The organism is Streptomyces sp. Isolate_45, assembly GCF_024721315.2.
Classification (GTDB): Bacteria; Actinomycetota; Actinomycetes; order Streptomycetales; family Streptomycetaceae; genus Streptomyces.
Genome location: NZ_JANFAK020000137.1, coordinates 95 through 20,938, shown reverse-complemented (window position 1 = coordinate 20,938; position 20,844 = coordinate 95). Strand labels below are relative to the sequence as shown.

Below are 20,844 nucleotides of genomic sequence, written 5' to 3'. Positions count from 1 at the left end.
CCGGGTTCCCCGCCTACGGCGTCACCGGCGACCCCAACGCCGCCACCGACACCTGCGAACCCCTCGTCCTCGGACCGTTGTTCGGGGCCCACGGGGCAGCGCCCGCCGACCTCTCGGTTGCCTTCGTCAGCCGCGCCGCGGCCGAGTCCGGCACCTCCGGGGCCATGACCACGCGCCGCCGCCGGGTCGCCGTCCGCGGCACCCGTGGCATCGGACCGAAGGACATGCTCCGCAACTCCCGGCTCGGTGACGTCGACGTCAACGCCCGGACCGGGCTCGTGACGCTCGACGGCGAGCCCCTGCGGTCCGAACCGGCCGAGCGGGTCTCCCTCAACCGCCTCTACTTCCTCTGAAGGGCGCCGGCTCCCACCGGGCCCCGCATCACGACTTCGCTCTTGACTGAATTTTCAGTCGAATGGAAGACTCCACCCCACGCAAGAAATGAGACACCTGATGACCGAATTCCGTATGCCCGCCGAGTGGTCCGCCCACGAGGGCTGTCTGATGGCCTGGCCCACCCGCCTGGAGCTGTGGGGCAGCGTGCTCGCCGAGGTGAAGGAGGAATACGCCCAGGTCGCCCGTGCCATCGCCGCCTTCGAACCCGTGACGATGGTCGCCCCGCCGGGCTTCGGTGACGACGCCCGCGCGCTGTGCGGCGAGGCCGTCACCGTCATCGAGCTGCCGCTCGACGACTCCTGGTTCCGGGACTCCGCCCCGCTCTTCGTGCTGGACGGGGACGGCAACCGGGCCGGCGTGGACTTCCGCTTCAACGCCTGGGGCGGCAAGCACCACCCGTACGACGCCGACGACCGGGTCAGCGCCCTGCTGCTGGAGCACCTCGGGGTCGACCGCATGGCCTCCGACATGATCCTCGAAGGCGGGGCGATCACCGTCGACGGCGAGGGCACGTTGATCACCACCGAGCAGTGCCTCCTGCATCCCAACCGAAACCCGGGCATGACCCGCGATGAGATCGAGGGCGAGCTGAAGGCCCGCCTCGGGGTCACGAAGGTGGTGTGGCTCCCGTACGGCGGCCTCCTCGACACCGAGACCGACGGGCACGTCGACGGCGTCTGCGCCTTCGCGGCCCCGGGCACGGTCGTCGTCTCCCTGCCGGACGACCCGGCGCACCCCGACCACGCCCGGATGCGCGCCAACCGGGCCGTCCTGGAAGCCACCACCGACGCCCGGGGCCGGCGCCTGGAAATCATCGAGGTCCCGCAGACGGCCTTCGTCGACATGGTCGACGGCGAGATCGAGGTGTCCTACCTCAACTACTACGTCGCCAACGGCGGCGTCGTCGTCCCCGTGGCCGGTGTGCCCCAGGACGAGGCAGCCCTCGCCGTGATCGCGACGGCCTACCCCGGCCGCAAGGTCGTCGGAGTACGGGCACCCGCCATCGCCTTCGGCGGCGGCGGGGTCCACTGCATCACCCAGCAAGTGCCCGCCGCCGACCAGCGGGTGTCCGCCCCGCACCCCGCCGTCTGAACCGGGAAACCGGCCGCTCCCGGCGGTCCGCCCCGGCGGACCGCCCGCTCCTCCACCGCATCCCTCACGGAACAGAGAGCGCGACGATGACCACCTCCCCGCCCCGCACCCGCAGACGCCTGCGCACCCGGCTCGGCCGACCCGCCTCCCGGGCCGCGACCGCGACCGCCGTCCTGACCTCCTTCGCCCTCCTCGCGGCCTGTTCCGGGCCGCCGAAGGACGGGGCCGGTGGCGCCGTCACCGACGTCAAACTGTCGGCCACCACACCCGAGGCCCGCGGCGAGATCGACTCCTTCACCTGGGCCGTCTACGCCGAGCCGCCCACCCTCGACTACACGGTCGCCTTCGACTACCCGCAGAACACCGTGCTGTCCAACGTGTGCGAGAGCCTCATGCGCTGGACCCCCGGCCTCACCACCGAGCCCGGCCTCGCCCGACAGGCCTCCAACCCCGACCCCACCACGTGGGTCTACGACCTGCGGCCCGGCGTGCGCTTCCACGACGGCAAGGAGATGACCGCCGACGACGTGGTCTTCAGCCTCGGCCGGCAGACGGACCCCGACAACGCGGCCGCCTGGGCGCAGGTGTTCCAGAACGTCACCTCGATCACCAAGAGCGGCCCGCTCCAGGTCACCGTCAAACTCAAGCAGCCCGACTCGCAGTTCCCCCAGTACATGGCCACCGCCGCCGGAGTCGTGGCCTCCAAGTCGGCGGTCGAGGCGGCGGGCAAGGACTACGGCACCACCGGCGGGCTCGGCTGCAGCGGTCCCTTCAAGCTCGGCACCTGGAACAAGGGCCAGTCGATCGAGCTGGAGCGCTTCGACGGCTACTGGGGCACCAAGGCCAAGTCGAAGAAGGCCGTCTTCCGCATCCTGACGGATCCCTCGGCACGGACCAACGCCCTGCTCAGCGGCGAGGCCGACGGCGGATACCTGATCCCCACCGAGAGCTACGCCCGGCTGCGCGCCGCCGACGCCGGCACCCTCTTCTTCGGCGAGGGCCTCAGCACCGTCAACGTCAACATCACCAACATGCGGGGCCCCCTCGGCGACCTCCGGGTCCGTCAGGCCCTCTCCCTGGCTTTGGACCGCTCCGGGTTCGTCAAGGCGGGACTGGGCGGGGCCGGTACCGTCACCAACTCCCTCACCACCCGCGCCGCCTGGGCCGCGGCCCCCGAGCGGACCCTGAAGACCGCCTTCGACAGCCTGCCGCCCACCGGGCAGGACATCGAGAAGGCCAAGGCCCTGATCAAGGAGGCCGGCGCCACGGGCAAGCCCCTGACCGTGGCCACCAGTTCCATAGGCCAGGACGTCTCCCTCCTCGCCACCGCCGTCCAGGCGGCGGGGACGCGGATCGGCCTGGACATCAAGCTGAGGACGATCGCCCCGAACGCCTTCACCGCGCTGTTCACCGACCCGCAGGCGCGCGAGGGCATCGACATGTTCCCGCTCACCTACTACGACTCGATCACCGACCCGCTCGACCTGCTGACGAACTTCAAGACCGGCGCCTACATGAACTTCGCCGGCTACAGCGACCCCGAGTACGACCGGCTCGTCGACGAGGCCTCCGCCGTCTACCCGACGGAACAGCGCTTGGACATCGAGGCGAAGCTCCAGCACCACGCCTCCGGGCGGCTCCTGTGGATCCCCGTCGCGGAGTGGCCCACCGCCCTGTTCATGAACAAGCGGATCACCGGCGCCCCCACCACGATCTCCTACATGTACTACCCGTGGGCCGCCGACGTGGGGGCAGCTCAGTGAGTTTCGTCAGATTCGCCGTACGACGGGTGGCGGAGATGGCCGCCACCCTCCTGGCCGCGTCCTTCGTGGTCTTCGGCGCCATGTACCTGGCGCCCGGCAGCCCGGCGAGCTTCCTGCTCGCCGGTCGCTCGGCCTCCCCGGAGGCCCTCGCCTCGATCAACGCGCAGTACCACCTGAACGACCCCTTCCTCGTCCGTTACCTGCGGTGGCTGGGCGACGTGCTCCACGGCGACTTCGGGCGGTCCATCACCTACCGCACCGACGTCTCCCGGCTGCTGGCCGACCGGCTGCCCACCACCCTGATGCTCATCGCGATGTCGCTCGCCGTGGTCGTCGCCGTCGGACTCCTCCTCGGTCGGATCGCCGCCGTCCGCGGCGGTGCAACCGACACCGTCATCCTCGTCACCACGACGTTCGCGGTCGGCACCCCGTCCTTCGTCGCAGCCGTCCTGCTCCAGGGCCTCTTCGCCGTCAACCTGGGCTGGTTCCCCAGCAGCGGTGCGGGGGACGGGGGCCTCGGGGACATGATCCTGCACCTCACCCTCCCCTCCGTGGCCCTCGCGCTCTACCTGATCGGCATGCTCGCCCGCGTCACCCGCTCCGCCATGCTCGAAGCCCTCGACGGAGACCACGTCACCGTCGCCCGCAGCCGCGGCGTCCCCGAACGCCAGGTCATCCGGCGGCACGTCTTCCGGAACTCGCTCGGCACCGTCCTGACCACCGGCGGCCTGATCGTCTCCACCCTGCTGGTCTGCACGATCCTCGTCGAGACCGCTTTCAGCATCGGCGGCATCGGCCAGCTCCTCGAACTGTCCACCACCACCAAGGACTTCCCGACCGTCCAGGCGATCTCCCTGATCATCGTCGCCCTCTTCATGATCGTGAATCTGATCGTGGACCTGCTGCTGCCCCTGGTCGACCCCCGGGTGACCCTCGGAACGAGGAGCACCGCATGACCACCGTCCTGACCCGCCGGCCCGGCCTCTCCCGGATCCGGGCCACCGGCTCCCCGCTCCACCTGGCCTGCCTGGCGCTCGTCGCCCTCGTCGTGCTCGCCGCCCTGTTCGCGCCCTGGCTCGTACCGCACGACCCCAACGCCGTCGACCTCGGCAACGCCCTCGCCGCACCGTCGGCCGCACACCCCCTCGGCGTGGACGCGGCCGGCCGTGACACCCTCTCCCGGCTGCTGCTCGGCGCCCGCACCTCCCTGCTCGGACCGCTGGGCGTCGTCGCCTTCTCCACCGTCGCCGGCATCGCCGTCGGGACGGCGGCCGCCTGGCGCGGCGGCTGGCTCGACTCCGTCCTGTCCCGCGGCACCGAACTCGTCTTCGCCTTCCCCGGCATGCTGCTCGCCATCCTGATCATCTCGGTGTACGGCGAAGGGCTGATCGCGCCGGTCATCGCCCTCTCCGTGGCCTACCTGCCCTACGTCAGCCGCCTCACCCGCTCCCTGGTCCTCGCCGAACGGGCCCGCCCGTACGTCAGCGCCTACCAGGTCCAGGGGCATTCGGCGCTCCAGATCTGCCTGCGCCACATCCTGCCCAACATCGCCCCCGTCGTCCTCGCCCAATCCACCATCAACTTCGGCTACGCCCTGATGGACCTCGCGGGCCTGTCCTTCCTCGGACTCGGCGTACCCGCCCTCACCCCCGACTGGGGCCGCATGGTCTTCGACGGCCAGACCGCCGTCCAGCACGGCTACCCGCTGTCCGCGATCCTGCCCTGCGTGTTCATCGTGCTGACCGTGGTCGCCTTCAACGTGGTCGGGGAACGCTGGGCCGACCGTATAGTCAGGAGGGCGCGATGATTCCGCCACGACCCACGAATGCGGTGCCCACCCTCGACATCCGAGGGCTCCGGATCACCCTGCCCGGCACCGCCCGACCCGTCCTCGACGGCATCGACCTCACCGTCGCCGCCGGCGAGACCGTGGCCCTCGTCGGCGAGTCGGGCTCCGGCAAGAGCATCACCTCGCGCAGCGCGCTGCGACTGCTGCCGCCCGGTGCCGTCACCGAGGGCAGTGTCAACGTCGCCGGCGAGGACGTCCTCACCATGAACGCGGACCGACTGCGCGCGGTCCGCGCCGGCACCGTGGCCATGGTCTTCCAGGACCCGCGCGCCTCCGTCAACCCGCTGCGCCGCATCGGGGACTTCCTCACCGAGGGCGTCACCCTCACCGGGACCACGGGTCCGACGGAGGCGACCGCACGGGCCACCGAACTCCTCGGGGCCGTGGGCCTGGACGGATCCGTGCTGCGCAAGTATCCGGGGCAGGTGTCCGGCGGCATGCTCCAGCGCGTCGTCATCGCGGCGGCCCTCATGGGGGACCCCGCGCTCCTGCTGGCCGACGAGCCCACCACGGCGCTCGACGTCACCTCCCAGGCCGAGGTCATCGCCCTGCTGGCCGGACTCCGTGCCCGCTTCGGCACCGGCCTGCTGTTCGTCACCCACGACCTCGACCTGGCGGCGGCCATCAGCGACCGCGTCTACGTCATGTACGCCGGCAGGATCGCCGAGAGCGGGCCCGCCGAGGCCTTGTTCGCGCGCCCCCGCCACCCCTACACCGCCGCTCTGCTGGCCTCCACCCCGCGGATGGACGGCCCCCGGGGCCGGCTCGCCGCCATCGATGGCCAGCCGCCGGACCTGCGCCAGGAACTGCGCGGCTGCGCCTTCGCGGCCCGGTGCCCGCTCGCCACCGAGGTCTGTGACCAGCGGGTCCCGCTGCCGGTGGCCGCCCCGGACCGGCCCGGCCACCTGGCCGCGTGCCACCACGGCGACCGGCTCGAAGGGAGCGCCGTCGATGCCCGATAACGCACTGGAGGTCAGGGGGCTGCACCGCTCCTACGGAGCCGTCCGCGCCGTGGACGACGTGTCCTTCGTCCTTCCCGGGGGCGGCTCGCTGGGGATCGTGGGGGAGTCCGGATCCGGTAAGACCACCACCGCGCGGATCATCGTCGGCCTGGAACGCGCCGACGCGGGCGAGGTCCTGGTCGGCGGCCGCGACCGGACCGCGCGCGGTGCGGGCCGCGGCCGCGCCCGCCGGCTGGCCCGCGCCCGCGAGGTCCAGATGGTCTTCCAGGACCCGTACCTCTCCCTCGACCCGCGCACCAGCGTCGAAGCGGCCCTGCGCGAGACCCTGCGCCTGCACTTCCCCGGCCGGGACCACACCGCCCGCGTACGGGAACTGCTCGACCAGGTGGGCCTCGGCACCCGGGCCGCCGACGCCCTGCCGCGCCTGCTCTCCGGGGGCCAGCGCCAGCGCGTCGCCATCGCCCGGGCCCTGGCCGTCGAACCGGCCGTCCTCGTCCTGGACGAGGCGGTCGCCGCGCTCGACGTCTCCGTGCAGGCGCAGATCCTGAACCTGCTAGCCGACATCAGGGAGGAGACCGGCATCGCGTACCTCTTCATCACCCACGACCTCGGCGTCGTCCGGTGCGTCACCGACGAGATCGTCGTGATGCGCCACGGCCGGATCGTCGAGGCCGGCGCCACGGCCGGGGTGCTCGCCGCGCCGCAGCACGCCTACACGCGGCTCCTGCTGGAGTCGGTGCCGCGCCCGGGGTGGGACCCGGAGGCGATATCCGCCGCGCGCAGGGAGCTGTGACGGGAGCCGGCGGGGGAGGGGGCCCGCCGGCTCCGGTCCGGGCCCCCGGCTCCGGCCCCGGCGGCCCCGGCTCAGGCTCCGGCGGCGAGCGTACGGACGAGCGTGCGCAGCACCGGCTCCGTACCGGACCCGGCGCCGAGCGAGTCCATGGCCGCCAGGCCGTCGACGGCCGCGGCCACCGCCAGCCCGAGCGGGCGGGGGTCGAGGCGGCCGCCCCGCTCGTCGGCCAGGACCTGGAAGAGGGAGATGAAGCAGGCGTGCCAGCGGCGGTACTCCGCCTCCAGGCTCTCCCGCACCCGGACGTCGTTCAACGCCTGCCAGTGCAGGGCTGCGTGGAGGTGGGAGAGCTCGGCGCCCTCGGGCCGCCCGAGCAGGCCGACGACCCGCTCGGCGCGCTCGGCGAAGGAGCCGGGGGCGGACACGGCCGCCTCCAGCGGGGCGATCCACTCGGGGCGGATGTCCGCGATGACCGCCAGGACCAGGTCGGTCCGGTCCTGGAAGTGGTAGTGGCACATCCCGTGCGAAACGCCGCACAACGCGGCGACGTTGCGAGTGGTGAAGCGTTCCGCCTGCTCGCCCGCGAGGAGGGTCCGCGCGGCGGCGATCAGCCGTGCCCGGGTCTGCTCGCCCTTCGCCGAGGCCCGCGGCCGGCCGGCCCGGGCAGGGGGAACGGGGGCGTCCCCGGAGTCCTTCGCGGAAGCTGCCATGGCGTCACTCTAATCAGACTCCGGTGCGTCACCTGCGGTTTCCCCCGATCGGTCGGAACGACCTCGTCCAAACTATTGACCGAGCGCTTGGTCAGTTTTAGCTTTCCGGCCAACCCCGTTGTTCCGACGGGGAGTTGACCATCGAAGGGAACCCCATGAACGATCACGTGGTGAACCGGCCCGCAGACGGGGGCATGGGCAGACGGAGGTTCCTGGCGGCGGCGGGACTCACCGCCGCCGCGGCCGCGCTCACGGCGACGGAAGGGCGGGCCCGGGCGGCGTCCCTGCCCGCCCCGAAGGCGGCGGGCGCGTTCCGCGTACCGATCGAGGACGTCCGCCACACCCGCACCTGGATGGCCTGGCCGGACAGCACCTCCATCTGGGGCAACCAGCTCGGCGGCGTCCAGTCGGACATCGCGCTGATCGCCCGCACCATCGCCAAGTACGAGCCGGTGTACCTCTGCGCCAACTCGGGCAGCGCCGCCAAGGCCCGGTCGATGTGCGGGCCCACCGTCACGGTCGTCAGCACCATCCCCGTCGACGACTGCTGGATGCGCGACACCGGTCCCGTGTTCCGTACCAACGGATCGGGCGGCCTGGACGCCGTCGGCCTGAACTTCAACGGCTGGGGCAAGAAGCAGGCCCATGCCCGGGACAACCTGGTCGCCGGGCGGATCGCCTCGCACGTCGGCGTGCCCTTCACCTCGGCCGCGCTGGTGGGCGAGGGCGGCGCGATCGAGCAGGACGGCGCGGGCACCCTGATGGCCACCCGCAGCAGCCTGATCAACAAGAACCGCAACCCCAACAAGTCACAGGCGCAGATCGAGGCCGCCATGCTGGCGGCGTACGGCGCCTCCAAGGTCATCTGGTTCGACGGGGTCGTCGGCCAGGACATCACCGACGACCACGTGGACGCGACCTCACGCTTCCTCGCCCCGGGCCGGGCCCTCGTCCAGATGCCCCTGGCCTCCGACAACGACGTCTACGCCAAGGACGCGCGCAAGCAGTACCAGGTCCTGTCCGCGGCCACCACCGCGGGCGGCGCGCGCATGGCGGTCGACCAGCTCCAGGGCCCCGACTACTACAAGATCCGCTCCACCAACCCGGACTTCCTCGCCTCCTACGCCAACTACTACGTCTGCAACGGCGCCGTCATCAGCGCCCACTTCGGCGACACCCGCCCCGACGCCGCGGCGAAGACCGCGCTGGCCCGCCTGTATCCGGGCCGCACCGTCGAGCAGCTCAACATCGACCGGCTCGGCGCCGGCGGCGGCGGGATCCACTGCGTCACCCAGCAGCAGCCCGTCGCGTAGCGCGAAGGCCATCTCCAGGGGGCGGGCCGGCGTGGGAGGGGAGACCCGCGCCGGCCCGCGCGGCCCGTGCGGACCGCGACGTCCGCACGGGCCGCCCGGTGCGGGGGCCCAAAAAGCCGGCGGGTACGGTTCCGCTTGAACTCGGCGCGTCGGCCACCGGCCGGGCAGGCCGGCCGAACCGTTCGTGGCCCCGCGCCACCGGTAGGAAAGCATCACCGTGAACACCATCAGGACCCTGTGCTTCGTCATCGCGGCGCTCTCGTCGTACGCCGCGCTCGCCTACCGGCTCTGCCAGGGGCGGCGCAGTTGGCGTGACGGCGCCTACCGCACGCTGATCACGACGCTGTTCTTCCAGTGCCTCACCTTCACCATGGGCGCCGTCGCCATGCGGAGCGAAAGCTTCCTGGGGGTGGGCAACCTCGCGATCCTCGTCATGCACCTGGCGGCGGTCGCCTTCTGCGTCAGCGCGCAGCTCATCTTCCTGCGCTGGGCGGCCGTCGGCGAGGAGGTGGTGCGCAAGACCCGCTTCTGGGTGGTCACCGGGCTCACCCTCGACCTGCTGCTGACGGCCCTCTTCTTCCTCGCCGACGGACCGGCCCGCTGCCCGACGGAATTCGACGGCAGCGGCGAACCGCTGCTCCTCGCCTACCTGTTGGCCTTCATCGCCTCGCAGGCCGTCCCGTGCCTCACCATCGTGCGCCGGTGCGGTCCCTACGCCCGGATGACCGACAACGTCTCGCTGCGGCAAGGGCTGCGGATGATGTTCCTCGGGGCGGTGATCCTCCTCGTGTACGGCCTGGTCCGGACGGTCAACGTCCTCAGCATCGCGGCAGGGGTCGAGATCGGACCCTGGCGGGAGGCCCTCGCCTCCGTCCTCGACGCGTTCGGCATCGTCGCCCTGTCGCTCAGCCTGACGATGTCCTTCTGGACGCCCGTGGCGAGCGGCTTCCTCGACTGGACCCGTTCCTACCGGGCCTACCGCGTCCTCCACCCGCTCTGGCGGGACCTGTACGAGTCCTTCCCGGACATCGCGCTGGAGCCGCCGGGCACCTCGGTCCGCGACCTCGACTACCGGCTGCACCGGCGGGTGGTGGAGATACGGGACGGGTGGCGCGACCTGCGTCCGTACATCGAACGCGCCACGGGCGGCACCGGCGCCCCGGCCGGTGACGGGTTCGCCGGGGACGGCGCCGCGGAGTCCCGGCAGGCGTTCGCGGAAGCGGCGCAGATCAGGCAGGCCCTGCACGCCAGACGGGCCGGCACCATCCCGCGCGACAACAAGGACGCGGGCGATTTCGAGGACCGCGACACGGACAACTTCCGTGCGGAGGTCGCCTGGCTCACGAAGGTGGCGGCCGCCTACAGTAGGCTCCGCAAGGCGAGTTGAGAACTCCCGCCCGGTTTGCATCCCCCGTCAAACCGGGCGGGCATCTCCCGTCCCCCGTTTCCCCCGTTCCCCGATGCCCGTCGGGCCGGACGGGTGGCTCCCGTCCCGACCCTCCGGCCGCGCGCCCCCGAAGGTCGGTCGACCCTCGACGCGACCGGCAACCCACCAGATGACCCCCGTACATCCAGTTAGCTGACAGCTATCGGCGGGTTCCCACGGTGGCTGAATCCAGGCCGATTGTCAACTGGCAGCTAATCTGTGACACTCCGCAATAGCCAACGGCTATCTCGGGAGTGGGGGCCCACGATGAGCTCGACCGACGAACGGCCCCTGCTCGCGTTACGCCTCGACGACCTGTTCCGGACCGTCCGCCCCGGCGGCCGGCGTTGGACGAACGCCGAGGTGGCGGACGCGCTGAAGCGGGCCGACCCCGGGCTGAGGGTCGGCGGCGTGTACCTGTCCCAGCTGCGGACCGGGAGCCGGTCCAACCCGTCGCCCGACCTCCTGGCGGCCCTGGCCCGCTTCTTCGGCGTCTCGGTGGCCCACTTCTTCGACGAAGCGGCGAGTGGCGAGGCCCGCGGAGGGTCCACGGTCGCCGACGCGCTCCGGCAGGCCGGCATCCGGGCCGTGGTCATGCGGGCGGACGGGATGCGCGAGGAGAACCTCCGCGCCGTCACCGACCTCATGGACCGCTACCGGCGGATCCAGGGCCTGCCACCGGTCACGGAGCCGCCCCGCCCCGAATGAGGGACCGGGACGGCCGACGGGCCCTGGAGGTCCCGCCCACGCTCGCACCCCCAGGCACAGGCGCCGGCAGGCCCCCGACCTCGCGCGATCCCGTCCCGCGGGTTCCCGCGGTGGCGCCGGGGGCCCGTCCGCGCGTGGCGTCGATGCCCCGGGCCCCGGGGGCGGCGCGGTACCGTCGCGGGCGTGGCCGAGCCGCCCGGCGGTGCGTGACCGCCGGGCCGGGACGCCGAAGACGGTCGGAACGCGCGCATATCCCGTGGTGACGGGGGCATGCGCAGCACGAGCAGGACGAAAAAGGGTGATGCCGGATGGTGCTGGGAACGGACAACGAACGCTTCACCGTCGCGGTACGGGCGGTGGACGGTGCGGTCCTCCTCACACTCGCCGGGGAGCTGGACCACGACACGGCGGCGCCCCTGCGGGACGCGCTCGAAGTGGCGGCCGCGCGTGGCGGGAGGCTTCTCGTCGACATGGCCGGGCTGGAGTTCTGCGACTCCACCGGTCTGAACGCGCTGCTGCACAGCCGCATCACGGTGCAGGAGGCGGGAGGAACCCTGGAACTGGCCGGCCTGACCGGACCCGTCGCGCGGATGTTCCGCATCACCGGCGCGGACGGGGTCTTCCCGGTCCATCCCGACGTGGCGCAGGCGCTGCGGCCACCGGCGGTGTAGTCGGCGCGGCCGGCCGGCGCCCACCGAGGGGCGGTCGACCGGGCGGGCGTGAACGGAACAGCGGAAGGGAACGCAGGGCCATGGAGCAGCGGGCGCCGAGGGACCGGAACTGGCTCCTGGTCCTCGACGGTCTGCCCGACCCGGTGTCCCGCAGCCGTGACTTCGCGCGCAGGGCGCTGACCGCCTGGCATTGGCTGCCCACCGAGCGGCAGGCCGTTCGGGACGCCGCCGAAGACGTACTGCTGCTGGTGTCGGAGGTGGTGGCCAACGCCTGTCTGCACGGCGGGGGCCCCGGGGCACTCGTACTGGACTGCACGGACGAACGGCTGCGGATAGAGGTGACCGACGCCAACCCGCACCCCCCGGTGTCCGCGGCCACCGCCTCGGCCGACCCGCGCAGGCCAGGCGGGCACGGGCTGCTCATCGTGGAGCGCTTGGCCCGCTCGTGGGGTTCGCGGCCGGGTGCGTCGGGGAAGTGCGTCTGGCTGGAGGTGCCCTGCCCCGCGGTGGGTCTCGGCGACCCCGCCGAGGCCCCCGGCCGGCACTAGGAGGTGTTGGTGTGCCGGGTGGGCCGTCCGGGAAGGTCGCGGGCGGTTCAGGCTCGGCGGACCTTGCGGTCCGGGCTGCCGTCGCCGGCGATCGTCACCTCGGTGGACGCACCGTCCGAGGTGGTCATGCGGACCCGATCGGGACCGCTCCACACCGCCTCACCCAGCCATTTGTCCGGGGCGTCTCCCCCGAAGGAACCGACAAGCCAGCGGCGTTCGAGGGGCCGGACACCCTGGTGCACGTACACCGACCAGAGCGGATCGAACCCGGCCGTGCTCTTCTCCACGACGAGCACCCGGTCGGAGCGGCCGGGCGCGGGAAGCGGCGGCATCGCGTCCGGTGCGCCTCCCGCCATGAGGAGGAGTGGCGATCCGCAGAGGAACAACGCGGCCACCAGCCCCAGGACGATCACCAGGCCCTTGCGCAGATCGCCGGGCCGCAGACCGAGCAATACGGCGCCGGTCAATGCGGCCAGGGCCAGACAGCCGAGCGGAAGGAGATGGCGGCCTGCCCGGTCCGCGAGAACCAGCCCGCCGGACGGACCGCCCGCAGGAAGCACCGCGACACAGGCCGCGCCCGTCAGCAGCAGGAACAGGGCCAATGGTCGGCGCGTACGTGTCATCCCGAACCCCCGTGCAACAGTTTGCTGCGCAGCATAAGCAGTGTCCGCACCGCTGTTGAACGTGAGGGCCTGCCGACGCCTGGTCGCCCCGCACCGACATCATCACGGCACACGGCGGGATTATGGACCCCGGTTCCGAATCACGGTCTGCGTCGGAGCCGCCTTCTCGTGCGACGGTGGAGTCCCGGTCGCACCGCGCCGGGGTGCGGGAGCGGGTGCGCTTCGGCGTGTGCGGCCGGATCCGGGCGAACCCGGCGACCGTCGGGAGCGCGGCGCGGCGGGGTCCGCGGGCGGCCTCCGCGGCCGGCCGGACGTCCGTCATCAGCGGGAGCGCGACGGGACCGGTGGGGAACCGCCCCGTGAGCGGCGGTTCGTCGCCCCGGCATCGACGCGTTTCCCCGCCGACGGGGCGCCGGCCGATTTGCGGGCCGTGCCCCCTCGAAGAAGCCTTCGGGGGACACCGGGGACAAAAGAACGATCTTGCGTGTGTGTACGGAAGCTACATACTGACCGGTGTGAATGCCGAAAAAGACACCGTTCTGACCGAGGTCCGAGGCTGTACGGGGGTGATCACCCTCAACCGCCCCGCCGCCCTCAACGCCCTCACCCACTCCATGGTGCTGGCGGTCACCGAGGCGCTCGGCGCCTGGGAGCACGATCCCCTCGTGCGTCAGGTCCTGGTCCGCGGTGCCGGCGAACGGGGCCTGTGCGCGGGCGGCGACATCCGGGCCATCCACGCCGACGCGTCCACCGGGGGCACGGCCTCGCTGGACTTCTGGCGGGACGAGTACCGGCTGAACGCGCGCATCGCCCGCTATCCGAAGCCGTACGTGGCCTTCATGGACGGCATCGTCATGGGTGGCGGCGTCGGGATCTCCGCACACGGCAGCGTCCGGATCGTCACCGAACGCTCCCGCGTGGCGATGCCCGAGACCGGCATCGGCTTCGTCCCCGACGTCGGCGGCACCTACCTCCTGTCGAGGGCGCCGGGCGAACTCGGCACCCACCTCGCGCTCACCGGCATCGCGGTGGGCGCCGCGGACGCCCTGCTGTGCGGGCTCGCCGACCACTTCGTGCCCTCCGCCCACCTCGACGAGCTCACCCACGGCCTCGCCGGCGCCCCCGCGCGGGAGATCCTGGGCCCGTACGAGCGAGGCACCGTCCCCGGCGGCGAACTCGCCGCCGAGCGGGAGTGGATCGACCGCTGTTACGCCGCCGACACCGTCGAGGAGATCCATTCGCGGTTGCTGGGCAGCGGCCTGGCGGCGGCCCGCGAGGCCTCGGACGTGCTGCGGACCAAATCACCCACCGCCCTCAAGGTGACCCTGGCGGCGTTGCGCCGAGCCCGTGAACTCGGCTCGCTGGAGGAGGTGTTGGAACAGGAGTACCGGGTTTCCGGCGCCGCGTTGTCCACCCCCGACCTGGTGGAGGGCATCCGCGCCCAGGTCATCGACAAGGACCGGACGCCGCGCTGGTCTCCGCCCGCCCTGGTCCAGGTCCGGGAGGCGCAGGTGGAGCGCTTCTTCGCCCCGGCCGGCGGCGCCGGCGGGCCGGTCTTCCCGTAGGGCCTGTCGTCGAACCCGCCGCGAGGTCGCCGTCCGGGCGACGGCGGGAGTTCGACGACAGCCCCCCGGGGCGGCGTCAGCCCCGCGTGATCCGGGTCGCCAGGCCGTCCAGGACCCGCTGGAGTCCGTAGTCGAAGTTCTCCTCGCGCACGCGCGCCGGGTCGTCGTGCCGGATCGAGGTGTGGCCCTGTGTGAGCGGGTGCTCGGCGAGCGCGCTCCGGTCCGCCGGCAGCAGGGAGCGTAGCCATTCCGCTTCGCTCCGTCCGCTGCGGGCGAGCAGGGAGAGGTAGGAGGCCTCGCTGGTCGCGGCGCCGCTGACGTACGAGATGACCGCCTTGATCGCGAGGTCCGCCTCGCCCGGCGGGAAGCCGGCGCCCAGGGTCAACTCCAGCATCCGCTCCGACACGCGCATCAGGTTGGGGCCGAGGTGGGCCAGGCCGACCTGGCCGAGGACCGAGGCCACCCACGGGTGGCGCAGGATCATGGCGCGCAGGCTGTGACCGCTGCGGGACAGGGCGGTGCGCCAGCCCTCCGGGCCGCCGGCCTCCGGCAGTTCCAGCTCGCCGTACACCTCGTCGACGACGAGTTCGATCAGTTCGTCCTTGTTGGCGACGTGCCGGTAGAGCGAGGTGGCCGCGGTACCCATCTCGCTCCCGAGCTTGCGCATGCTCAGTGCCTCGATGCCCTCGGCGTCGAGCAGGCGCACGGCCGCCGCGACGATCTGCTCCTGGCTGAGCGCGGGCTGTTCCTTCCGGCGGCGGGGCCTGGTCCAGACGGACGGAACGGCGGCGGGGGTCTGCTGCTCGGGCGAGGACATGCCCCCACCCTAACGTCCTGCGCACGGTGTACGCAGCCTGCGTACGGGCAGCTCGCCGGGTACGGGCGTACCCGCCGCGTGCGCGGTGCGCGCGGGCGGCCCGCCGACCGGAACCGGTCGGCGGCCCGCCCGCGTCCTGCTCACGCCCCGACGTACTCCCGCAGATGGCGGGCCGTCAGGGTGTCGCCCCCGGAGACCAGTTGGGCGGGCGTTCCCTCGAAGACCACCCGGCCACCGTCGTGGCCCCCACCGGGACCGATGTCGATCAGCCAGTCGGCGTGGGCCATCACCGCCTGGTGGTGCTCGATCACGATCACCGAGTTCCCGTCGTCCACGAGCCGGTCCATCAGGGCGAGCAGCTTGTCCACGTCGGCGAGGTGCAGGCCGGTCGTCGGCTCGTCCAGGATGTACGTCGAGGACTTCTCCGCCATGCTGATGGCCAGCTTCAGCCGCTGCCGCTCACCGCCCGACAGCGTGCTCAGCGGCTGCCCGAGCCGTACGTAGCCGAGCCCCACGTCCGCCAGCCGGCCCAGGATCGCCCGCGCCTGCCCGGTGGTGAAGAACTCGTGCGCCTCAGCGACCGGCATGTCGAGGACCTCGCTGATGTTCTTCCCGTTCAGCCGGTACGTGAGCACCTCCGGCGTGAACCTCCGCCCCTCGCACTGCTCGCAGACCGAGGCCACCGCCGCCATCATCGCGAGGTCCGTGTAGACCAGCCCCAGGCCGTTGCACTTCGGGCAGGCACCCTCCGAATTGGCGCTGAACAGCGCGGCCTTGACCCCGTTGGCCTTGGCGAAGGCGGTCCGGATGGGATTGAGCAGACCGGTGTACGTGGCCGGGTTGGAGCGCCGTGAGCCGCGGATCGGCGACTGGTCCGCCACCACCACTCCCTCGCGCCGCGCCAGGTAGCCGTGGATCAGCGAACTCTTCCCGGAGCCCGCCACGCCCGTCACCACGGCCAGCACCCCGAGGGGCACGTCCACGTTGACGTCCTTCAGGTTGTGCAGGTTCGCGTCCTTCACCGAGAGGTGCCCGCGCGGGGTGCGCACCGTTTCGCGGAGTCGGGCCCGGTGCCCCAGGTGGCGGCCGGTGAGGGTGTCGGAGGCGCGCAGCCCCGCCACGTCCCCGGTGTAGCAGAGCCGCCCGCCCGCGGTGCCCGCGCCCGGGCCGAGGTCCACGACGTGGTCGGCGATCGCGATGACCTCCGGCTTGTGCTCGACGACCAGCACCGTGTTGCCCTTGTCGCGCAGCCGCACCAGCAGGTCGTTCATCCGCCGGATGTCGTGCGGGTGCAGGCCGGTGCTCGGCTCGTCGAAGACGTACGTGATGTCCGTCAGGGAGGAACCGAGGTGGCGGACCATCTTCACCCGCTGTGCCTCACCGCCCGACAGGGTGCCGGACGGCCGGTCCAGGCTCAGGTAGCCCAGGCCGATCTCGATGAGGGAGTGCAGCAGCTCGCGCAGGCCCGTGAGCATCGGTGCCACGCCAGGGTCGTCGATCCGTGCGACGACCGCGGCGAGGTCGCTGATCTGCATCGCCGAGCATTCCGCGATGTTCAGCCCGTCGATGCGCGAGGACAGCGCGGCCGCCGCGAGCCGGGTGCCGCCGCAGTCCGGGCAGTCGGCGAAGACCACGGCCCGGTCCACGAACGCCCGGATGTGGGACTGCATCGACTCGCGGTCCTTGCCGAGGACGGTCCGGGTGATCTTCGTGATCAGCCCCTCGTAGGTGAAGTTGTTCGATCCGACCTTCACCTTCACGGCGGGCTTGTGCAGGAAGTCCGCCCATTCCCGCTCGGTGAACTCCTTGAGCTTGGTGTCGGGGGAGTAGAACCCGGAGTTGGCCATGATCTGCCAGTACCAGGAGTCGACCGCGAACCCGGGGACCGTGATCGCGCCCTCGTTGAGCGACAGTTCGCGGTCGACGAGCTGGTCGACGTCGACGTCGGACACCTGGCCCATCCCCTCGCAGCGCGGGCACATGCCGTCCGGGGTGTTGAAGCTGAAGGCGGAGGAGGTGCCGACGTGCGGCACGCCCAGGCGGGAGAAGATGATCCGCAGCATCGTGGAGGCGTCGGTGGCGGTGCCCACCGTCGAGCGCGAGCCGGTTCCCATCCGCTCCTGGTCGACGACGATGGCCGCGCTCAGGTTGTGCAGGGCGTCCACGTCGGGGCGGCTCGGGCTCGCCATGAACGACTGGAGGAAGGCGGTGTACGTCTCGTTGATCATGCGCTGCGACTCGGCGGCGATGGTGCCGAAGACGAGCGAGGACTTGCCCGAGCCGGACACGCCGGTGAAGACGGTCAGTCTGCGCTTGGGGATGTCGAGCGAGATGTCCGCGAGGTTGTTCTCGCGGGCTCCGCGGACCTGGATGTCCTGGTGGCCGTCTGCGGGGCGGGCCTGATTCACGCGTGTTCCCCCTGGCCGTCGGTGGCCCATTCGATCAGTTGGATGGTCACGCCGTTCGGGTCGGTCACCTGGAAGAGCCGCTCGCCCCAGGGCTCCTCGCGGAGCTCCATGGCGATGGTGACGCCCGCGGAGCGCAGCCTCTCGTACTCGGCGGCCAGGCCGGTCACGGTGAAGGCCAGGATCACGCCGTCGGCGTGCCGGTCCCGGAAACCCTCGGGGAGGACTTCGAGCCCGCGCCGAAGGAAGATCACCTCCGGTCCGCCCCGGCGGGTGAGGGCGGCGAAGCCGTCGGCCGCGTCGGCCTCCTCGTAGCCGAAGTGCTCGGTCAGGAAGGCCGCCGAGGCGGGGACGTCGTCGACGTTCAGGGATATGGCGGTGCTGGTGATCCGCACGGAACTCCTCGTGTGGGCCGATGTCTCCGACTTACTCTATACGCTGTACTCTATACGACGTAGTGAATTACTGGGCGGAGTGGAAGGACCGGACATGGCGAAGGAACGCAGCGGCGCGGGCGACCCCGTCCGCACGCTGGAACTCCTGTGGCGCGAACCCGGACAGGAACCCCCGGGTGGTCGCCGCGGTCCGCGACAGGGACTCACCGTGGACGCGGTCGTCACGGCCGCCGTCGCCCTCGCCGACGAGGAGGGGTCGGCCGCGCTGACCATGCGCGCCCTCGCCCAGCGCCTCGGCGTCACCCCGATGACCGTGTACACGTACGTACCGGGCAAGGCCGAACTGCTCGATCTGATGCTGGACGAGGTCTACCGGCACATGGACCGCCGCGAGCCCGCCGACCAGGAGCCCTGGCGGCTGAAGGTCACCCGCGTCGCCGACGACAACAGGGACCTGCTCGGACGGCACCCGTGGATCGCCGACCTGGCCGCCACCCGCCCGCCGCTGGGCCCCGGGGTGATCGGCAAGTACGAGCATGAACTCGCGGCCTTCGACGGCATCGGCCTCACGGACGCCGAGATGGACGCCGCCCTCACGCACCTCCTGGGCTTCGTGCACGCCAACGCCCTGGCCGCCGCCGACGTCGCCGAGCACCAGCGGCACCAGAGCGACGACGAGTGGTGGGCGGTGGTCGGGCCCCTGCTGGAGCGGGCCATGGCCCCGGGGAAGTACCCGCTCGCCGGCCGTGTCGGCGCCGCCGTCGGCGCCTTCGACCCGGAGGCGGTCTGGGCCTTCGGCCTGCGGTGCGTGCTCGACGGCCTCGCCCACCGGATCGGGGCCGACGCCCCGTGAGCCGCGCCACCGGCTTTCGGCGCGGGGTTCCTCGACGCTCGGTCAGCGGTATCCGGTCGGGTCCGCCGGCCGGCCCGGGTCCTGGACCTCGACCATGTACCGCCACGCGTCCGGACGGCTGCCGTCCAGGTCCGTGAAGCCGTAGACCCCGGCGAGCCCGCCGCTGGACAGCGACCGACCGTTCCAGCGGGACACCTCCGGGTCGGCGGCCAGCGCGGCGACCGCCCGGCCCACGTACGAGGGGGTCTCGGAGATCGCGAAGTGCGGGACCTTCTCCAGCGCGTCGCGCCAATTGGCCTCGGTCACGCCGAAGGCCTCCAGCATCATCTCCGAACGCAGCCAGCCCGGGGTGAGCGCCACCGCCGTCGCACCGCGCGGCCCCAGCTCGTGCCCCAGCGCGAACGCCATCCGCAGAACCGCCGACTTCGCGATGTCGTAGAAGAACGACACCCGGTAGCGGTCCGTGTTGTAGTCGACGGTGCCGTCGGTCATCTCCACGACCAACCCGCCCGGAGCGCGCAGCAGCAGCGGCAGCGCGTAGTGGCTGGTGATGGCATGGGTGTCCACCGCGAGCCGCAGCAGCCGCAAACCGTTGTCCAGATCGTGCTCCCAGACCGTGCTGTCCCACTCGAAGAGCCGCTCACCGCCCCAGATGTCGTTCACCAGCACGTCGAGGCGCCCCTGCTCGTCGTCGATCCGCGCGACGAGGGCCGCCACCTGCGCGGGCACCAGGTGGTCGGCGACCACCGCGATGCCCTGCCCGCCCGCCGCCGTGACCAGTTCGGCCGTCTCCTCGATCGTCTCCGGCCGGTCGTACTCCGACCGGCCGGCCGCGCCGCTGCGCCCCGACACGTACACCGTCGCGCCGCACGCGCCCAGCTGGACGGCGATGCCCCGGCCCGCACCCCGCGTCGCACCCGCCACGAGGGCGACCTTGCCTTCCAGGTTCCGCTCGGATTCGGACATGGCCCGACCCTACGTCGTGCCCGCGGCGGCAGGTCTCGTACAACACGCCCCGGAAGCCGCACTGTTGACGCGACTGCGTCCACCAGGTCAGGAGAGCCGGCGTGTCGTATCCCCTACCGTCCGTGCCGGCCGTGCCGCCGCCGCCTCGCCCGACGGCGTCGCCGACCTGCGCGCCCACTTCGCCCTGCCGCTCCCGATGGGCGTCATCTGCGAGCTGCTCGGCGTGGACCCCGAGCACCGGGACCGCCTGCACCGGCTTTCAAACACGGTGATCGTGTCGACGGAGAGCACCCCGCCCGGCTGGAGGCCACCATCGCCCTGGAACGGCTCTTCGCCCGCTTCCCCGACCTCGATCTCGCCGTTCCCGAGGCCGACCTCCCGCGTCAGCGCAGCTTCATCGGCAACAGCGTCGAGGCCCTGCCGATTCGACCCTCCCGGGCGTAGCACGCCCGGGAGGATCGGGCCCGGGGCGATCACGCGGACGGGCGCGTACGGGGCCTACGCCGTCGGGAAGGCCAGTACCACCAGGGGGTCCGACGTCGGCGCCGGCGAGCCGCCCGCCGGTTCCACCGTGACGCCGATCCCGGTGGCCCCGCCGACGGCGCCCGCCAGCAGCGCCGGGGCGTCGGGCCGGGCCGGGTCCATCAGCCCCGCCGGGCGCATGCCCTTGCCGGGGTCGGCGAACCACAGCTGGTACACCCGCCCCGGCGGCGGCGCCGTCATCCCGGAGGGCACGAACACGGCCCGGTCGCGGTCCCGGGAGACCACCACCGTGCCCGTTCCGCCGTCCGCGATCCGGCCGCTCGTCAGCCGGGCGTCGGGGGCCGACAGCACCTGCGTCAGTGCCGCCGCCCGGGCCTCCACCCGCCGGGCCTCCTGCCGGGCGCCCTCGGCCTCCTGGAACTGCCACACGGCGACCCCGCCGAGACCGGCGGCCGTCGCCAGGCACGCCGCGAGGGCCCACCGCGCCCACGGCCGCCCGCCCCGGGCCG

At 72.3% G+C, this 20,844-nt stretch carries 20 protein-coding genes and 3 pseudogenes; 16 read left to right on the top strand and 7 right to left on the bottom strand.

Going from position 1 to position 20,844, the window contains the following annotated elements:
- The 7 genes and pseudogenes from NOD94_RS31800 to NOD94_RS31770 all read left to right on the top strand — a co-directional run.
- Positions 1–353: pseudogene (locus tag NOD94_RS31800) on the top strand (urease subunit alpha); the annotation flags it as partial.
- A gap of 100 nt (positions 354–453) precedes the next feature.
- On the top strand, positions 454–1,488 hold the full coding sequence (locus NOD94_RS31795) for an agmatine deiminase family protein (RefSeq protein WP_281209637.1): 1,035 nt from the start codon (positions 454–456) through the stop codon (positions 1,486–1,488).
- A gap of 86 nt (positions 1,489–1,574) precedes the next feature.
- The gene (locus NOD94_RS31790; protein ID WP_281209636.1) at positions 1,575–3,251 is read left to right on the top strand and encodes an ABC transporter substrate-binding protein; all 1,677 of its coding nucleotides are present in this window, start codon (positions 1,575–1,577) and stop codon (positions 3,249–3,251) included.
- Positions 3,248–4,207, top strand: coding sequence for an ABC transporter permease (locus NOD94_RS31785; protein ID WP_281209635.1), 960 nt, complete (start codon positions 3,248–3,250; stop codon positions 4,205–4,207). Before NOD94_RS31790 ends, NOD94_RS31785 begins: the two co-directional genes overlap by 4 nt.
- The gene (locus NOD94_RS31780; RefSeq protein WP_281209634.1) at positions 4,204–5,058 is read left to right on the top strand and encodes an ABC transporter permease; all 855 of its coding nucleotides are present in this window, start codon (positions 4,204–4,206) and stop codon (positions 5,056–5,058) included. Before NOD94_RS31785 ends, NOD94_RS31780 begins: the two co-directional genes overlap by 4 nt.
- Positions 5,055–6,062, top strand: coding sequence for an ABC transporter ATP-binding protein (locus NOD94_RS31775; RefSeq protein ID WP_281209633.1), 1,008 nt, complete (start codon positions 5,055–5,057; stop codon positions 6,060–6,062). Before NOD94_RS31780 ends, NOD94_RS31775 begins: the two co-directional genes overlap by 4 nt.
- Positions 6,052–6,855 (top strand): ATP-binding cassette domain-containing protein, encoded by an 804-nt coding sequence (locus NOD94_RS31770; RefSeq protein WP_281209632.1) that lies wholly within the window; start codon positions 6,052–6,054, stop codon positions 6,853–6,855. Before NOD94_RS31775 ends, NOD94_RS31770 begins: the two co-directional genes overlap by 11 nt.
- Before the next feature lie 71 nt (positions 6,856–6,926).
- Here NOD94_RS31770 and NOD94_RS31765 read toward each other — a convergent pair whose 3' ends face one another.
- Positions 6,927–7,562 (bottom strand): TetR/AcrR family transcriptional regulator, encoded by a 636-nt coding sequence (locus tag NOD94_RS31765; RefSeq protein WP_281209631.1) that lies wholly within the window; start codon positions 7,560–7,562, stop codon positions 6,927–6,929.
- A 155-nt stretch (positions 7,563–7,717) separates the two neighbouring features.
- Here NOD94_RS31765 and NOD94_RS31760 point away from each other — a divergent pair, with 155 nt between their 5' ends.
- From NOD94_RS31760 to NOD94_RS31740, 5 genes are all read left to right on the top strand, one after another.
- Positions 7,718–8,875 carry an agmatine deiminase family protein gene (locus NOD94_RS31760; RefSeq protein WP_281209630.1) on the top strand — a complete coding sequence of 386 codons (1,158 nt, stop codon included), beginning with the start codon at positions 7,718–7,720 and terminating at the stop codon, positions 8,873–8,875.
- Between the two features lie 217 nt (positions 8,876–9,092).
- Positions 9,093–10,262, top strand: a complete 1,170-nt coding sequence (locus NOD94_RS31755; protein ID WP_281209629.1) for an MAB_1171c family putative transporter — start codon at positions 9,093–9,095, stop codon at positions 10,260–10,262.
- A gap of 306 nt (positions 10,263–10,568) precedes the next feature.
- Positions 10,569–11,009, top strand: a complete 441-nt coding sequence (locus tag NOD94_RS31750; protein ID WP_281209628.1) for a helix-turn-helix domain-containing protein — start codon at positions 10,569–10,571, stop codon at positions 11,007–11,009.
- A 308-nt stretch (positions 11,010–11,317) separates the two neighbouring features.
- Positions 11,318–11,680: an STAS domain-containing protein gene (locus tag NOD94_RS31745; RefSeq protein ID WP_281209627.1), complete on the top strand. Its 363-nt coding sequence runs from the start codon at positions 11,318–11,320 to the stop codon at positions 11,678–11,680.
- A gap of 80 nt (positions 11,681–11,760) precedes the next feature.
- The gene (locus tag NOD94_RS31740) at positions 11,761–12,228 is read left to right on the top strand and encodes an ATP-binding protein (protein ID WP_281209626.1); all 468 of its coding nucleotides are present in this window, start codon (positions 11,761–11,763) and stop codon (positions 12,226–12,228) included.
- Between the two features lie 47 nt (positions 12,229–12,275).
- Here NOD94_RS31740 and NOD94_RS31735 read toward each other — a convergent pair whose 3' ends face one another.
- A complete protein-coding gene (locus tag NOD94_RS31735) occupies positions 12,276–12,851 on the bottom strand; it encodes a hypothetical protein (protein WP_281209625.1) in 576 nt (191 codons plus the stop codon).
- A 515-nt stretch (positions 12,852–13,366) separates the two neighbouring features.
- Here NOD94_RS31735 and NOD94_RS31730 point away from each other — a divergent pair.
- A complete protein-coding gene (locus NOD94_RS31730) occupies positions 13,367–14,416 on the top strand; it encodes an enoyl-CoA hydratase/isomerase family protein (RefSeq protein ID WP_281209624.1) in 1,050 nt (349 codons plus the stop codon).
- 76 nt (positions 14,417–14,492) lie between these two features.
- On the opposite strand, the gene NOD94_RS31725 is transcribed toward NOD94_RS31730, so the two are convergent.
- The 3 genes from NOD94_RS31725 to NOD94_RS31715 form a co-directional block, all read right to left on the bottom strand.
- Positions 14,493–15,233, bottom strand: coding sequence for a TetR/AcrR family transcriptional regulator (locus NOD94_RS31725; protein ID WP_281209623.1), 741 nt, complete (start codon positions 15,231–15,233; stop codon positions 14,493–14,495).
- Between the two features lie 140 nt (positions 15,234–15,373).
- The gene (locus tag NOD94_RS31720) at positions 15,374–17,671 is read right to left on the bottom strand and encodes an excinuclease ABC subunit UvrA (RefSeq protein ID WP_281209622.1); all 2,298 of its coding nucleotides are present in this window, start codon (positions 17,669–17,671) and stop codon (positions 15,374–15,376) included.
- Entirely contained in the window at positions 17,638–18,033 is a 396-nt protein-coding gene (locus tag NOD94_RS31715; RefSeq protein ID WP_281209621.1) for a VOC family protein, read from the bottom strand. The genes NOD94_RS31720 and NOD94_RS31715 overlap by 34 nt, the downstream gene beginning before the upstream one ends.
- Before the next feature lie 94 nt (positions 18,034–18,127).
- Between NOD94_RS31715 and NOD94_RS31710 the strand changes: the two genes are divergently transcribed.
- The gene (locus NOD94_RS31710; RefSeq protein WP_281209620.1) at positions 18,128–18,886 is read left to right on the top strand and encodes a TetR/AcrR family transcriptional regulator C-terminal domain-containing protein; all 759 of its coding nucleotides are present in this window, start codon (positions 18,128–18,130) and stop codon (positions 18,884–18,886) included.
- A 42-nt stretch (positions 18,887–18,928) separates the two neighbouring features.
- Here the strand turns inward: NOD94_RS31710 and NOD94_RS31705 are convergent, their stop codons facing one another.
- Positions 18,929–19,852 carry an SDR family oxidoreductase gene (locus tag NOD94_RS31705; protein WP_281209619.1) on the bottom strand — a complete coding sequence of 308 codons (924 nt, stop codon included), beginning with the start codon at positions 19,850–19,852 and terminating at the stop codon, positions 18,929–18,931.
- A gap of 136 nt (positions 19,853–19,988) precedes the next feature.
- On the opposite strand from NOD94_RS31705, the pseudogene NOD94_RS31700 reads away from it, so the two are divergent.
- Both NOD94_RS31700 and NOD94_RS31695 read left to right on the top strand, forming a co-directional pair.
- Positions 19,989–20,138 (top strand): annotated as a pseudogene (locus NOD94_RS31700) (cytochrome P450); the annotation flags it as partial.
- Between the two features lie 8 nt (positions 20,139–20,146).
- Positions 20,147–20,296: pseudogene (locus NOD94_RS31695) on the top strand (cytochrome P450); the annotation flags it as partial.
- A gap of 54 nt (positions 20,297–20,350) precedes the next feature.
- Here NOD94_RS31695 and NOD94_RS31690 read toward each other — a convergent pair.
- Positions 20,351–20,844 (bottom strand): anti-sigma factor (locus NOD94_RS31690; RefSeq protein ID WP_281209618.1); only part of this gene is annotated, 494 nt, incomplete at its 5' end.